The organism is Marinarcus sediminis (SeqCode) (assembly GCF_048571275.1).
Taxonomy (GTDB): Bacteria; Campylobacterota; Campylobacteria; order Campylobacterales; family Arcobacteraceae; genus Marinarcus; species Marinarcus sediminis.
The window spans coordinates 813,330-828,177 of the sequence record NZ_CP182357.1 but is presented as its reverse complement, the minus strand read 5'-3'; the positions used below and the strand labels follow the sequence as shown (position 1 = coordinate 828,177).

The 14,848-nt window shown below is 35.4% G+C and carries 19 protein-coding genes; 6 read left to right on the top strand and 13 right to left on the bottom strand.

Going from position 1 to position 14,848, the window contains the following annotated elements; genetic code table 11:
- The first annotated feature begins 10 nt into the window (after positions 1–10).
- From ACNI3C_RS04275 to ACNI3C_RS04250, 6 genes are all read left to right on the top strand, one after another.
- The gene (locus ACNI3C_RS04275; RefSeq protein WP_419771015.1) at positions 11–619 is read left to right on the top strand and encodes a helix-turn-helix domain-containing protein; all 609 of its coding nucleotides are present in this window, start codon (positions 11–13) and stop codon (positions 617–619) included.
- Positions 620–706: 87 nt separating this feature from the next.
- Positions 707–1,159: a MarR family winged helix-turn-helix transcriptional regulator gene (locus ACNI3C_RS04270; RefSeq protein WP_419771014.1), complete on the top strand. Its 453-nt coding sequence runs from the start codon at positions 707–709 to the stop codon at positions 1,157–1,159.
- A 45-nt stretch (positions 1,160–1,204) separates the two neighbouring features.
- Positions 1,205–1,771, top strand: coding sequence for a YceI family protein (locus ACNI3C_RS04265; protein WP_419771013.1), 567 nt, complete (start codon positions 1,205–1,207; stop codon positions 1,769–1,771).
- Positions 1,772–1,810: 39 nt separating this feature from the next.
- Positions 1,811–2,572 (top strand): DODA-type extradiol aromatic ring-opening family dioxygenase, encoded by a 762-nt coding sequence (locus tag ACNI3C_RS04260; protein WP_419771012.1) that lies wholly within the window; start codon positions 1,811–1,813, stop codon positions 2,570–2,572.
- Between the two features lie 3 nt (positions 2,573–2,575).
- Positions 2,576–3,280: a pirin family protein gene (locus tag ACNI3C_RS04255; protein WP_419771011.1), complete on the top strand. Its 705-nt coding sequence runs from the start codon at positions 2,576–2,578 to the stop codon at positions 3,278–3,280.
- Positions 3,281–3,520: 240 nt separating this feature from the next.
- Complete coding sequence (locus ACNI3C_RS04250) at positions 3,521–3,940, top strand: YqaA family protein (RefSeq protein WP_419771010.1); 420 nt, start codon at positions 3,521–3,523, stop codon at positions 3,938–3,940.
- Here ACNI3C_RS04250 and ACNI3C_RS04245 read toward each other — a convergent pair.
- From ACNI3C_RS04245 to ACNI3C_RS04185, 13 genes are all read right to left on the bottom strand, one after another.
- The gene (locus ACNI3C_RS04245) at positions 3,933–4,790 is read right to left on the bottom strand and encodes an ABC transporter ATP-binding protein (RefSeq protein WP_419771009.1); all 858 of its coding nucleotides are present in this window, start codon (positions 4,788–4,790) and stop codon (positions 3,933–3,935) included. The two genes, ACNI3C_RS04250 and ACNI3C_RS04245, sit on opposite strands and share 8 nt — an antisense overlap.
- Positions 4,791–4,803: 13 nt before the next feature.
- Positions 4,804–5,493, bottom strand: a complete 690-nt coding sequence (modB, locus tag ACNI3C_RS04240) for a molybdate ABC transporter permease subunit (protein WP_419771008.1) — start codon at positions 5,491–5,493, stop codon at positions 4,804–4,806.
- Complete coding sequence (locus ACNI3C_RS04235) at positions 5,486–5,887, bottom strand: TOBE domain-containing protein (protein WP_419771007.1); 402 nt, start codon at positions 5,885–5,887, stop codon at positions 5,486–5,488. The genes modB and ACNI3C_RS04235 overlap by 8 nt, the downstream gene beginning before the upstream one ends.
- A 9-nt stretch (positions 5,888–5,896) precedes the next feature.
- Positions 5,897–6,667, bottom strand: a complete 771-nt coding sequence (locus ACNI3C_RS04230) for a TOBE domain-containing protein (RefSeq protein ID WP_419771006.1) — start codon at positions 6,665–6,667, stop codon at positions 5,897–5,899.
- A gap of 66 nt (positions 6,668–6,733) precedes the next feature.
- The gene (locus tag ACNI3C_RS04225; RefSeq protein WP_419771005.1) at positions 6,734–7,123 is read right to left on the bottom strand and encodes a 4Fe-4S dicluster domain-containing protein; all 390 of its coding nucleotides are present in this window, start codon (positions 7,121–7,123) and stop codon (positions 6,734–6,736) included.
- Positions 7,124–7,164: 41 nt separating this feature from the next.
- Complete coding sequence (locus ACNI3C_RS04220) at positions 7,165–7,626, bottom strand: GNAT family N-acetyltransferase (protein ID WP_419771004.1); 462 nt, start codon at positions 7,624–7,626, stop codon at positions 7,165–7,167.
- Positions 7,610–8,860, bottom strand: coding sequence for an ATP-dependent Clp protease ATP-binding subunit ClpX (gene clpX, locus ACNI3C_RS04215; RefSeq protein ID WP_419771003.1), 1,251 nt, complete (start codon positions 8,858–8,860; stop codon positions 7,610–7,612). The genes ACNI3C_RS04220 and clpX overlap by 17 nt, the downstream gene beginning before the upstream one ends.
- On the bottom strand, positions 8,853–9,677 hold the full coding sequence (locus ACNI3C_RS04210; RefSeq protein ID WP_419771002.1) for an SIR2 family protein: 825 nt from the start codon (positions 9,675–9,677) through the stop codon (positions 8,853–8,855). Before ACNI3C_RS04210 ends, clpX begins: the two co-directional genes overlap by 8 nt.
- Positions 9,670–10,194, bottom strand: coding sequence for a hypothetical protein (locus ACNI3C_RS04205; RefSeq protein WP_419771001.1), 525 nt, complete (start codon positions 10,192–10,194; stop codon positions 9,670–9,672). The genes ACNI3C_RS04210 and ACNI3C_RS04205 overlap by 8 nt, the downstream gene beginning before the upstream one ends.
- Positions 10,184–11,713: a sigma-54-dependent Fis family transcriptional regulator gene (locus tag ACNI3C_RS04200; protein ID WP_419771000.1), complete on the bottom strand. Its 1,530-nt coding sequence runs from the start codon at positions 11,711–11,713 to the stop codon at positions 10,184–10,186. The genes ACNI3C_RS04205 and ACNI3C_RS04200 overlap by 11 nt, the downstream gene beginning before the upstream one ends.
- Before the next feature lie 92 nt (positions 11,714–11,805).
- Positions 11,806–12,015, bottom strand: coding sequence for a putative nitrogen fixation protein NifT (gene nifT, locus ACNI3C_RS04195; protein WP_419770999.1), 210 nt, complete (start codon positions 12,013–12,015; stop codon positions 11,806–11,808).
- Between the two features lies 1 nt (position 12,016).
- Positions 12,017–13,663: an L-aspartate oxidase gene (locus ACNI3C_RS04190; RefSeq protein WP_419770998.1), complete on the bottom strand. Its 1,647-nt coding sequence runs from the start codon at positions 13,661–13,663 to the stop codon at positions 12,017–12,019.
- Between the two features lies 1 nt (position 13,664).
- Positions 13,665–14,777: an aldo/keto reductase gene (locus tag ACNI3C_RS04185; protein ID WP_419770997.1), complete on the bottom strand. Its 1,113-nt coding sequence runs from the start codon at positions 14,775–14,777 to the stop codon at positions 13,665–13,667.
- Positions 14,778–14,848: the final 71 nt, after the last annotated feature.

The following is a 14,848-nucleotide window of genomic DNA, read 5'->3' as shown; positions in this document are numbered from 1 at the left end:
AAGGCGAATCTTGGAAAGATTGGTTACGACAAGTGAAGCGGCAAAAATATTAGGAATCTCTTTGCAAGGGGTTCACTATAGAATTAAAAGTGGGCAGCTAAAATCACTCAAACAAAGCGGGAAAACCTTTGTTTATGTGACCGAATTTTTAAAACAGAGTCCACAAGAAGAAAGCTCTTCACCCTCTTCACCTCAAGAGAGTATTCATGTCAATTATATTGTCGAAGCCAAAGATGAGCAAATCTCTCTTTTAAAACAGAGCATTGGTTTTATTAAAGAGCAGTACAAAAGTGAAATCAAACGTTTAGAGAAAAACCAAAAACGTATTATTCATGTCTTTAACTCTGAAATCAAACTGCTGCAAAGTGCGTTTAACGAAATGCGCTCTATTTACAAACCTCAAATTGAATCAAAAGCGCAAAGCACATCGGCTGAAAAAAAAGAGCAATATATCTCTATTAATGAGTTTACCCTCTATCTTAAAGAACACAATAAATCGGATCAAGATATTAAGATTATTATTCTCAATTGTGTAAAACGAAAAGATCATCGATTTATTTACAATAAAATCACCAAAAAAGTACTCATTCAAAACAGCGATTTTTCGGACTTAATTTAATAAATCATAAAATTTACTGGCAAAACAGTTCAAAATCCTTGACATTTAATACTAATTAGTATTATAATTTGACATATGGAGATTGAAATGAATATAAAGAGTGTAAAAACATACGGAACAAAAGCAGACAGTTCAATGAAGACATGGATGCAAATTTTTAGAACGTATAACAAAATCAGAGCCAAAGAGTCTCTTTATATACAATCCCATAATTTAACCATGAATCAATTCCAAGTGTTAGAGGTGCTTTATCACAGAGGCAACTTAAATGTGGGTTCTATTACCAAATTGACCATGAGCACACCGGGAAACATTACTGTGGTTGTTAAAAACCTAAAAAGAGATGGATTTATTGTCTCAATTGCAGATGAAAAAGATAAAAGAGCTTCAATTCTTTCCATTACCTCAAAAGGTAAAGATGTGATTGAAACGTTGTTTCCGCAACATGCAAAGAATTTTGAAGAGTATTTCAAAATCTTAAACAAAGAGGAAACGGAGACTTTATATGCTCTCTTAAATAAGCTACAAAAAGCACAGTAGCTTTTTTTTAAGAAAGTAATACTAATTAGTACAAAAGGAAAAACAATGAAAATTTTAAGATTAAGTTTAGCGACAATATTGACAGCAGGTGCCCTTTTTGCAGGAACATACAATGTGGATACAGCACACTCAAATGTGGGGTTTAAAGTTAAACATATGATGATTTCAAATGTTTCTGGGAAATTTAACACCTTTTCAGGCGTGATTGATTTTGATGAAAAAACCAATACTCTTAAAGCCATAAATGGAACCATTGATGTATCATCTATTAATACAGAAAATGAAAAACGTGATGCGCACTTAAAATCAGCCGATTTTTTCAATGCAGCAAAAAACCCAAAAATTACCTTTACTTTACTCAAAGTTGATGGGGACACAGCATATGGAAAATTAACCATCAATAACATTACCAAAGAGGTTGAATTTGATTTGGAAAACAATGGTTTGGCAACAGATCCTTGGGGTAATCAAAGAGTTGGAATTGAGCTAACAGGAAAAATTGACAGAAAAGATTTTGGTTTAACATGGAATAAAGCCTTAGAAGCAGGTGGTGTACTTGTAGGTGAAACGGTCAAACTCGACGTTGCTTTAGAGGGAATTTTAGTAAAATAATTTTTTGGGGGAGATACTCCTCCAATAAAAGGAGAGAGGATGTTCCCCGTTCTTTTTTTATCGCACGGTGCCCCTAACACTATTTTAAAAGAGACAATAACCAAAAAAAGTTTGAGAGCGTTAAAAAAATCTCTTGGAAAACCCAACTATATTTTAATCATATCTTCTCACTGGATAACACAGGATGTCGAGATTATAAATCCTCATGCCAATAAATTGATGTATGATTTTTATGGATTTGAACAAGCCCTTTATGAGTTCAAATATAAAATTTCAAGCAGTCCAGAAATGACCGAAGATATTGTTAAAAAATTGCCCGATTTAAAGATTCACATCAGTGACTCAAGAAGAGCGTTTGACCATGGCGTGTGGTCGGTGTTAAGCATGATATATGAAACACTAAAGATACCGGTCATACAAATGAGTCTGCCATTATGGGATGCAACAAAATTGTTTGAATATGGTGAACAATTAAAAAAACTGCGTGATGAAGCGTTGATTATTTGCAGTGGTTCGATTACGCATAATTTGTACGATATGGAGCCTCATTTTGATGCTCCCGTTAAAGAGTATGCCAAAGTGTTTAATGAAAAGATAAAAAACGCGTTAAAAGAAGGCAACAAAACATACATACTCAACCATGAAAGAATGGAGTTGTTTGCTCATAATCACCCTACCAGTGAACATTATATGCCTTTAATCATTGCTTTGGGTGCAAGTGGTAATCATATAGGTGAGTCCGTAAACAGTGAGTTTTCTCACTCCAACATTTCAATGGAGAGTTTTATTTTTAAAGGATAGATGATGTTAAAAAAAATCAGAAAAGAGAATATGTTTTTATCAAATTTGGGTTGGTTAGAGAGTCGGTTCCACTTCTCTTTTGCCGAATACCGAAATTTTGACAATATGAATTTTGGAGTATTGCGTGTATTAAACGACGACATTGTCCACCCCAACAGTGGCTTTGATATGCACCCACATAACGATATGGAGATCGTATCGTATGTGGTAAATGGTGCCATTACACACAAAGATTCAATGGGAAATGAAGAGACATTAACCCGTGGCGATGTACAATACATGAGCGCGGGAACAGGAGTGGTACACAGCGAATATAACAACAGCAGCAGTGAAGATTTACGATTGTTGCAAATTTGGATATTGCCTCCTGTAAAAGCGGTTAAACCCATTTATGGTTCAAAAAGATTTCAACCGCAAGAGCGGGCAAATCAATTTTTAAATGTGGTCTCTTCTCAAGTAGGAGAGGGGGCAATTAAAATTCATCAAGATGTCAATATCTATGTAAGTGAACTACAAAAAGGTAAAAATTTGGTGTTTGATATTGCACAGGAACGACAACTCTATTTTGTGCAAATAGAAGGTTCAAGCAGAGTCAATGAGACTCAATTGGATTTTGGCGATGCAATGGAAATTTCAGATGAAAAAACTTTGAATATTACGGCATTAGAAGATGCTCATTTTTTATTCATTGAGATGAAAAAGGCATAAAAAAAGAGTGCATAAAAAGCACTCTTCTTCAGGTACCCAAACACACTATTAAAAAAGGTGCCTTGCTATGTTCCCATCCTGGGGCGTTGCCTTTAGAAATAATTGTAAGGGGCTAAAGAAGAGCATTCAAAATACCTACATATTCTCAATGTTCTTCTTTTGGAGTGTGATTTTATCTAAAAAATCTTAAATTATGTATAAAAGCAAAAACTAGATTGTTTTTTAGGCTATAATTTTTTTATGATTTACAGTTATCTCTTTTTCAGTGCATTTATCTCCGCAACCCTTTTCCCTTTAGGCAGTGAAGCCTTACTGATTTATGATATGAATCAAGGTTATAATCTGGTTTTACTTCTGTTTTTTGCCACACTTGGAAATGTTTTGGGTGCTTGTGTGAATTACTATTTGGGATACAAAGGGGAGGCTTTTTTAGAAGAGAAGAAGTATCTTAAAAAAGAGAAAATAGAGAAATATAAACAACTCTTTGACCGATTTGGAGGATACAGCTTGCTTTTGTCGTGGGCTCCTTTAATTGGAGATCCCATTACCTTTATTGCGGGGGTATTTAAATACAATTTTAAACATTTTGTGTTAATCGTTACCGTGGCAAAATTTCTCAGATATCTGATTTTGATTCTAAGTGTGCTCTATTTTAAGTAAGCTTTTTGATTGTAGGTGCAAACGCTTTGGTGCTGACACTGACAGTATCTCCTATAGTCAAACTTTGTGCTTCATCTTGGCTTACAACTACTTCAACGAGTTGTTGCCCAATTGCAACAATCGCAACATGAATGACGTCGACTTTGACAATATCTAAGAGCTCTCCTTCAAATGAAAACTTTGCTGATCCGCTTGTTTTTAAAAGAACATCTTTTGGGTTGCCATCGCTTTGAACGGTGCCACTTTTTAAAACAATCACCCTTGAAGCCAATTTATAGATTTCACTGGGTTCATGGCTGACCATAATGGTTGTGGTATTAAAGCGTTTGTGCAGTTGCAAAATTTCATTTTGTAAGGTGTTTCTCATTTGAGGATCCAGCGCAGAAAGCGGTTCATCTAAGAGCAACAATTTGGGTTGATTCATCATGGCACGACAAAGGCTGACTCTTTGTTTCTGACCTCCACTCAGAGATTGTGGATTTCTCTCTTTGAGTGCTTCAAGTTGGGTTATCTCTAACAACTCTTGAGCAAGTTTTTTGTCTTTTTTAACAAAAAGCAGATTCTCTTCCACACTCATGTTGGGGAAAAGGGCATAATCTTGAAAAACAAAACCGATTTTTCTTTTTTGAGGAGGAAGAGAAAAGGTTTCAGAAAGCCAACTCTCTTCGTTTATTTTTAAATTTCCTGATGCGCTCTCTAATCCAGCAAGTATTCGTAAAAGGGTTGTTTTCCCACTTCCACTTTGTCCCGCAAGTGCAATAAAATCACCCTCATTTATCTCTAAATTCACCTTCAGTTGCATCTTCCCATTTGAGCCATGCAACTCTTTGTTGATGTCTATTTTAATCATTGATTTCTCTCTTTCATATAAAGGCATTTTTTTGTTTATTGTTAAAAATATAGACACTTAAAAGAACAAGGAAACTGATAATCAACATGATTCCACTGTAAATATGAGCTGAGTTGTAATCCATAATTTCTACAAATTCATAAATAGCAACTGATGCCACTTTGGTTTCTCCGGGAATGCTTCCTCCCACCATTAAAACAACACCAAACTCTCCTACTGTATGAGCAAAAGTTACAATAATGGCAGTCATTAAAGAGGGTTTAATGCTGGGAATAGCAACTTGAATGATGGTGGCCAATTTGCTTTTTCCACAAATATATGAAGCTTCAATCATATTTTTATTGATACTTTCAAAGCCACTTTGTAAAGGTTGTACCATAAAAGGCAAGGAATAAAAACAGCTTGCTACAATTAGTCCAGTAAAATTAAAGACCAATTTAATGCCAAAATAATCGTTAAAAAAAGTTCCAATTGGGGAGTTCTGTGAAAGAGCAAATAGGATATAAAAACCAATTACCGATGGGGGCAAAACAATCGGCAATGAAGTTAATGCCTCAAAAAAAGGTTTCATTTTCGATTTGGTATGAGCCAAATACCAAGCAAGAGGTAAAGAGAGAACAAATAGAATCGCGGTGGTAATAATGGCCAATTTAAATGAGATTAAAAAGGGTTCAAATGCAATATTGCTTAAGGTTTCAATCATTTAACACTTCCAAAATTGAGAGTTCACTGGCTTTAAAAAAAATGGTCACATCATCCTCTGTTTGCAAATTCATGCGTTGGGTTGATTTGGTTGTAATGATACTTTGTAAGAGCACATCGTGAACTTTTAATGTAATACTGCTTATGAGTTCTCCTTTTTCAATCGTGACGATGGTGGCTTTGATTTGGTTGGAATAACTGAACTCTCCTGCGAAATCTTTTACAATGGCCAAGTGAGTTGGTTTGACAGACAATTCGACTCTTCCTCCCACAACAATATTGGAAGCCAAATCCAGACTCATCATGGTTAAAGGAGTTCCTTTAAAATCAAAGTCAACAATATTGAGGCTTTGGACATTTTTTATTTGTGTAATTGTTGCAATGATTTTGCTCATAAAAGACCTTTAAATAATAGTTAAATTGTATGCTTTGAATGAAGCAAATATTTCGTCACCCATTTGAATATTGAGTTTATTACAGCTTGAAGAGGTGATTTTGGAGTTGATAATATCTCCTTGTCCACAATCCATGGTGATATTTCTGTTTATGCCACCATCTGAGATTTTAATGACCTTACCTTTTAAAATATTTCGTGCACTGTTGTCGCTTAATGTTTTGGTTAAAGTAATATTATTGGTTTCAATTAAAAAATTGATTTCATGATTGATGCGTAAATCTTTTTCTACAACAAATTTTTTGCTCTCAACCGCAGTGAGCGTTTGGTTTGAACGAAGATTAATGCTGAGTTCATAGTTGTCTTGAATATTGGTTGTTTTCACAAGAATACCAGAGAGTCGGCAAAAAATTGGTTCTTCATACGCTTCATCAGAGATTTGCTCATTAAAAGAGTCACCCAGTGTTTTAAAATAGTTTTTATATAAAGATGAAATTTCAAGATAGGCTTGAATAAGCTCTTTGGCATAGGCTGTAATAACCGTTCCGCCGCCACCTTTTCCACCCGTTACTTTAGTAACAAGAGGTTTATTTGAGAGTTTGTTCATTATATCAACACTGTCCCAAGCGGCTTTATAACTCATCTTCATCTCTTTGGCTGCTTTTGAAATGGAACCGTAAATTTGAATGTTTTGTAACAGTTCAATTCTTCCACGACCCACAAAACCTCGGTCACCTTTTTTTATCCAGATATTGCCATCGACATCAAATATATTTTTCATGGTCGTAATATAACACAATATATAACGTGTGTCAATAAAAAAGGCCTTGCTGGCGACTTTAACATATCAGTTAAAGTCACCAACGTTGGCACCATTTTCTCTGCTTTCCATAGAAACAGCAGCGATAAATTTTTGCGCTTTAACGCTAGGAAGCATTAAACCTTTTGATTTGTGTTCTCTGATTTTATAAACACCCTCTTCATTTTTAGAAGCGTAGTAATCATTAAAGTCTGTTGTATATGGCATATCCCAAACAATTGCCCCTTCTGTTGGACAAGCTTCAGCACATCTTGGCGCATCAGCATGATCAACACACTCAACACATGATTCTGGTTTTACATAAAAAATATCATCGTAAGGGTTTTTTTCATGTCCCTCTTCTAAAATTGCTGCAACTGGGCACTCTGAAGCACATGCTTCGCAACTTATACACTCATCAGTAATTCTAACTGCCATTTTAAATCCTTTTAACAAAATATAAAAAGATTATGCAAATATTATTCCCTTAATAAGTACCATGCGGATAAGTTGCTCTTTTTAAAATCTTTTTTGGTGTAAAACTCTTTTGCATTGGCATTATCATTGTCGCATACGAGTTGTAGTCTGTGAATATTGTGTTGCAGGGCTTTGTCTTTCATGAACTCAAGCAAATGGCTTCCTACGCCCATAGATTTGTAGTCATCACTGACCACAAAATCTTCTAAAAGCCCAGCTTTTGCACCAATAGCTGTTGAGATAATGGTTTGCATGGTCAGCATGGCAATGACTTCATCTTCAAACTTTGCGACGGCTACAATGCTCTCTTTGTTGTCAATTAAGAGTTTCAATCCCTCTTCATGTTTTTGTGCATTAAAAATAAAATCTTTTTCAATACAAAAGAGTTGTTTCAGCAGTGTAATTAAAAAAGGGATATCTTTGTAACTTGCTTCACAAATTTGTAAGTTATTTTTCAATATCACTGTATTTCATCTCTTTTGTAATGGTTTTTGTTGCGGAGGATTTTTTGTATATTAACTCTACATCTTTCTCTTTTTTGATGTACTCTTTGGTGATGATACAACGATCCAAATCATTTTTTGATGGAATTTCATACTGAATTGGAAGCATCAGTTTCTCAATGATTCCTCTTAATCCTCTTGCGCCTACATCTTTTTCGTAGGCAATGGTGGCAATCTCTTCGAGAGCTTCATTATTAAACTCTAAATTCACACCATCGAGTTCAAATAAGACTTCATACTGTTTGGTAATGGCATTTTTAGGTTCGGTTAATACTTGAATTAAATCCTCTTTTGAGAGTTTATTGAGTTCTGCAATAACAGGAATACGCCCAATAAATTCAGGGATTAAACCAAAAGAAATTAACTCTTTGGCCTCTATTTCACGTGCTTGTTTCTCTTTTTCTTCTTGCGTTAAAAACCCCATTTTGATGTTTTTGGTTTTCTCTTCATCTTTTCGTAAGCCTACAAAGGCACCCCCACAAATAAACAGCACATGGGTGGTATCAAACAGCACCGTTTCGGCACTTGAGTTTTTTCGGCTTCCTTTTACTGGTACGTAAACATCTGCCCCTTCAAGAATTTTAAGTAAGCCTTGTTGTACACCCTCACCACTGACATCTCTTCCACTGGTGGCACTTTCACTTTTGTTGGCAATTTTGTCAATTTCATCAATATAGACAATGCCTCGTTTGGCTTTTTCAATATCAAAATCAGCAGCTGCTAGCAGTCGTGAAAGGATAGATTCAACGTCTTCTCCCACATATCCCGCTTCTGTTAATGCCGTAGCATCAGCAATGGCAAAAGGCACATCCATGATTTTTGCTAACGATTTTGCCAAGAGGGTTTTCCCTGAACCCGTTGGACCAATGAGTAGTATGTTTGATTTTTCAAGTTCAATATTTTTATGAATGGGTTTATCAATTCGTTTATAATGATTGTATAAAGCTACGGCCAAAACTTTTTTGGCTTCAATTTGACCAATCACATAATCATCTAAATGCTCCTTGATTTTTATAGGAACATTTAACCCTGTTTGAAACTCTTTTTTTGCTTGTTGCAGCATCTCTTTTTCTAAGACAGATGAGCACATGGTAATGCACTCATCACAGATATGTGCTTTCTCACTGCTGAATATTTTTTTAACTTCAATGATCTCTTTACCGCAAAAATCGCAATGTGTATTTTTATTATTCATGTTCTTTTATGAATTCATCGACACTCATTTTCAGATTTTCTAAATTATGAGTCTTAATGAATTTTTCCTCTTTTTTAGTCAATTCATCTTTATTTAATAGGGTTATTCCCCCTTTTAATTCCAACGTCAATTCATTGGCAACCATTCTGAATGTATCTCTTGAAAAATCAACACCCATAAAAAGATACTCTTTATTTCGTCGTAAATCTTTTAAAATAGGAGGTATCGCATAACCCCCCATGGCTTCCGTTAACCAATCTACGAAATCGGCATCTGAGATAATAAAGTTCATTTCAGGTTGAGTTGAACCCATAGGTTTAAGTAAAATGGGTAAATCTAGAGTTAACTCTTCTTTGGGAATTCGTTTGTATGTTTGTGCAGATACATCAAATTTGTATATGACAAATCGGTCGTAATCTGCGGTAATTCGTGAAATTCCAGTAATTAATATGTGTTCAACATCGGCATAAATTTTAAGTAAAGAATCGTCCATATTGGTATCGATGACATATTTGGGTTGGATGGTTTTTAACCATTGATACACTTTTGGCAGTTCGTATGTTTTTGATGTGTAGATGTGATTGGTCATTTGAACAATGAACTCTCGACCTTTTCGTTGCTCTAAACTCATGGCAGCTCTTGAATATTCATACATGAGTCTGTCACTCATGGCTCTGCCATTGTTTAAGGCTAAAATCATTGAGTCACTGTCATGTGGAAGAGAGTGCCCCTCCGTTGTTTTGGTGTTTTCAAATACACCCAAGCCTAAAAAAGGGATAATTGAACCCTCTTTGAGCTTCTCTAAAATATTATCCATGACAACCAACTCCTGTGTATGATTGGTATACCTTATTCAATTCAACCCTGATACGTTCCATATTAAAAGGGTCATTTAAATCGCTTGGCATATCGATATGATAAATTGCACCATCTTTACCGATTAAAAACAGTGCCTTTGTTAATTTATTCTCTAAGCTACCACTTACAATTTGCGTTCCGTACATCGAAGCATAGTCACAATTTATATCAAATGCTGGAATTATTTTTTTAAATGTGTAAGGAATCTCTATTTTTTCATTAAAAAGTAAGTAGGTAAATATCTCTACTTTGGCATCATCCATAAAATTATCAAAAGCGATGATTTCCTCTTTAAACGCCTCAAATGAAGGAAACGATAAAAAGATTTGAATGGATCGATTTGGACTTGCTTTTCTTATAGGCAACTCTTCACCATCAATACCTATTGCATCAATATCTTCTGCCATGTATCCTGTATCTATGAATTCATCAATTAAGTCGAACTCTTCATTGTTGTAAGTTATTTTAGATTTCATATTTTTTTATTTTATACCCTATTTGTCGCAGTGAAATTCCAAGCTCTTTTGCAGCATGTGACTGATTGCCATTGTGTCTTTTCAGTGAATTCGCAATGGCCTCTTTTTCCATATCATCTAAAGTTTTATTTTCAGTTGAAACGGCTGTTTTAGATTGTTTTTTGTCGTGAAGAGCAGGAAGCAACAGCAGCATATCGTGTTCACTGATTCCTGATTCATTGCCCATTAAAACAATTCTTTCAATGGTGTTTTCTAACTCTCTTACATTTCCAGGCCAAGGATATTGGCATAAAATTTTCATCGCTTCTTTTGTGATTTTGACACTTTTTTTATGGTTTTTAATGGCACGTTCGAGAAAAAAGTTTACCAATTGTTCAATGTCATCTCCTCTTTCTCTTACGGGTGGCAAATCAATAGGGATAACATTGAGTCGATAATATAAATCTTCTCTAAAATCACCCTCTTCTACCATTTTTTCTAAGTTTCGATTGGTTGCAGCAACGAGTCTCACATTGACTTTAATGGTTTTGCTTCCCCCCACTCTTTCAAACTCTCTCTCTTGTAAAACCCGTAAAAGTTTTACTTGTGCTGAAGCAGAAATATCCCCAATTTCATCTAAAAAAAGCGTACCTCCATGGGCGAGTTCAAATCGACCTTTTCGGGTCTCTCTGGCGTCGGTAAAGGCTCCTTTTTCATGCCCAAAAAGTTCACTTTCCAATAATGTATCTGTAATTGCAGCGCAGTTGAGTTTTATAAATGGTTCATTTTGTCGTTTACTTCTTTTGTGAATAGCTGCTGCTACAAGCTCTTTTCCTGTTCCTGTTTCTCCCCGAACCAGTACTGTTACATCAGATTGTGCAATTCGTTGAATTACTTGAAAAACCTGTTGCATTTTTGGGCTGTCTCCAATTATATCTCCAAAGTTATGCACTTTTGAATCCCACTCCATTTTATAATAAAGTTTTAACTCTTTGAGTCGCTCTTTTTCCATCTCATTCATTTGTGATGAATGAATTGTTTGTGCAAAGATTGAACTGACGATAGTTAAAATTCTAACACTGTCTTCAAACCCAATTTCTGTTGTTTTGGTTATGTTTGCACCCAATACACCTATGGTTTTGTTCTCAACCATAAGCGGAACAGCAACATAGGATTGACCGTTAAAATCACGTTTTCCTGATTTATTTAAAAAGAGTGTGTCATTGTGAATATTTTCAACAACAACTGGCTCTTTTGATTGTGCAGCCAAACCAGTGACACCTTCCCCCAGTTTATAAGAAGCTAAGTTTTTTTGAATTTTTGATAATTCAACGCCTGCCAAAACATTTAACGTATCGTCTTCCAGAATATGTACAACACAATTTTCAAGATTAAGTGTGTGTTTTAAAATCTTTAAAGATTTGTCTAGTGAAGTCGCTAAATCGTAGTGATTTGAGATAACGGATGCAATTTCATAAAGAGTGGTAAGTTCCTTGGTAGTTAAACATGAATTGCATGCAGTCTTATCAAACATAGGCATAATTGCTCCTTTTGGCAGATAATAATATGATTATAAGATAATCTGCCCATTTTATAGACAAAAAATTGTATATAAAATGTGCAACTAAGGAATTAATCAGCAAGTTTTTTGCACACTTCCTCTTTGGGTAGTTTTTTGGGTCCAGGTTGAATCCACCATCTCTCTCCATTGGAAAGTTCACACTCTCCACCCCAGTTCTCTTCGGTATCAAACTCTAATGTTTCGATTGTCTCTTCCATATCTTTTTTCGCGAAGTAGAAATAGAGTTTCCCGTCGCTTTCTCTTAACATAACTTTTGCCATTTTATCTCCTGTTTGTAAATGTTTTTTTCAAAAAAGTAATTAAAGATGAGTCTTTAAAAGCCGTTCTAAAATACCCTTTTTGAAGTTCCGTAACTAAAATACTTTTGTTCATTACGCTACTGGTAATTGGATAATCCTCTCTAAAGTGAGCACCTCGGCTCTCTTTTCTTTTTTGTGCACTTAAAATGATCGCTTCTGCTATTTCAAGTGCATTGCGCAGTTCTAAAATGGATGTAAGTTCTACGTTGTTTCGTTTCTCTTTATTGATACAGTGTAAAGAGTAAGATTCTCGTCTTAAATATTTGATATAATCAAACGCTTGGGTGAGCATTTTTTTATTTCGGATGATGCCCACTTTTTCAAACATACATTTGCCCATTGATATCCGAATGGCATTGAAGTTTTTTGACGTGTCTGAATCAAATATTTTATCAATGCTTTGAATATCTTTGATGACAATATTGTAGTCAATGGGTAAAAAATGGGTGGTTTCTGCGTGTTTGGCTGCTTTTTTGCCCGCAAGTTCTCCAAAAACAGTCCCCTCAAGCAGAGAGTTTCCACCCAATCGGTTCGCTCCATGAACACCGCTTGAAGCCATCTCTCCACAAATGTAAAGTCCTTTGAGTTTTGTTGTGACCATATTGACTTCAACCCCACCCATTGAGTAGTGAGCCACGGGTTTTATCTCTAAAAGTTCTGTTGCAATATCAACCCCACACTGATTGTATGCCGCGGCATACAAACCTGGTAAACGACTCTCCAAGGTCTCTTTGGGAATATGTCTTAAATCGATATAGACTTTATGTCCTTTATGTTGCTCTTTTAAAATCTCTTTTGAAATTTTATCTCGGGTATCAAGTTCATTGACAAAACGTTCACCATCGCTGTTGATCAAATACCCTCCTTCTGCTCTGGCCGCTTCCGTGACCAGATAGTTGGTTTTAGCAATGCCAGTTGGATGAAATTGGATAAACTCCATGTTTGACAAACTCAATCCTGCTCTTAAACACACGGCCAATAAATCTCCTGTGTAATCTTGAGCATTGGTTGAGTTTCCTCGGTACATTCCTGCATAACCACCCCCGGCAAGTACAACCGCTTTTGCTGGATAGATTAATACATTTGAATCAATTTTACGTAAAGCGACCACCCCACTGACATTGTCATGGTACTTTGCCAAATTCAGAACAAAGTTATTGACTAAAAATTCTATACCAATATCTCTCGCTTTTTTTATCAAAGCTTGGGTGATGGCTCCTCCCGTTTTATCTCCAATGAAACACGTTCGATGAGAGCTGCTTCCTCCGAAACTTCGTTGAGCGATATTGCCTTGTTCATCTCGATCAAAATTGACACCATAATCAATAAGTTTTGAGATAATTGAAGAGGCTTTTGTGCACATATAGGTGATGGCTTTTTTATCACCCAAGCCTTTAGCAGAGTTTATTGTGTCATTAATATGCTCAGTGAGTGCTTTAGAGTCGTTGCTGTCTAATACCGCATTAATTCCACCACTTGCCATTGAACTGTTTGATTTAAAGATATTGCCTTTGGTAATAATGGCAACTTTGTTTTGTTCGGTTTTGGCCTCAATTGCAGCCATTAACCCAGCAACTCCTGATCCTACAACAATGACATCATAAACCATATTATACTCTGTACATTAAATCGTAATTTGCACGTGCGGCTGATTTAAGTTTGGTTATTTCAAGATTTTTCTTGATGTGTACGGGTGCTTTAGAAGCAAAAAGTGAACTTATGATTCCTGGTGTTGAACGACAAAAGTGCAGTGCAAGTTGGATATCATTTTCAAGTATCATATTGGGATCAAGCAAGTAACCTGTTTCAGCTTTAAATGACTTCTTAAAAAGATTCATTTGCAACAAAGAGCTGCTTGAAATTACTCCAATATTGAGTCGATGAGCTGCTTGTAAAAGCGTGCAATCTTCTCCTCGTACACTTTGTGTAAGCATGGTATATATTGATGTTTTGGCAATATTAAAAGGGGTTTGCACATACTTGAATCGATGATTTTCCCCTCCCACTTTTTGAGCAACTTTAACCAAATCTTCTAAGTTGATGTGTTCAGCAGAACCTTTTTCATTAATAAAAGCATTCCACACGGCCACACCATAATATTTAATCAAGCCCATGTCGGCCATTTTCTCAAATCGTTTGAAAATCGATTCCACTTTTTTGAGGAATGTTTTGGTTCCCAATTTTTGCAGTTGCATCTCTGGATTGTGCAAGTAGTAAATATCAAAACAATCAACGCCCATGTTTTCAAGTGATTTTTTACATGACCACTCAATAAAGTCTGCACTCATACAGTGTTGATCCAATTCAATGTCCTCTTTTGTAGCAAGGTTTGCGTTTAAAATATTTTCGTCAATCCAGACATAGGGGTTTTTAGGAAAAGGGAAATCCAGTTGAATAAACCCCCCTTTTGAACAGATAATTAACTCTTCTCTGGTAACAGCTTTTTCATCTAAGAGCTCTTTTAAGGCAATTCCAATCTCTTTTTCACTTTGGCCATATCGGTAATTACTGGCGGTATCAATCAGATTTATTCCACTTTTAACGGCTTGTTTAACCCCTTCAATGTAGTGAAAAACATAGTTTTCCTCTTTATAAGGTTCTTTATTAAATGTACCCAAGCCCAATTTTGAAAATACCAAATCATTGTGTTTGATATAAAAATCTTTATAGGTTGAAAATTTTTTTGCAAAATTGTAAGTTGCTTCCGTTGTTGCTACATTCATCAGATAATCTTCTCATTTTTTTAATAAAATAGAGATAAATGAATAAGAGTTTTTCTCTTCATCTCTTTTAT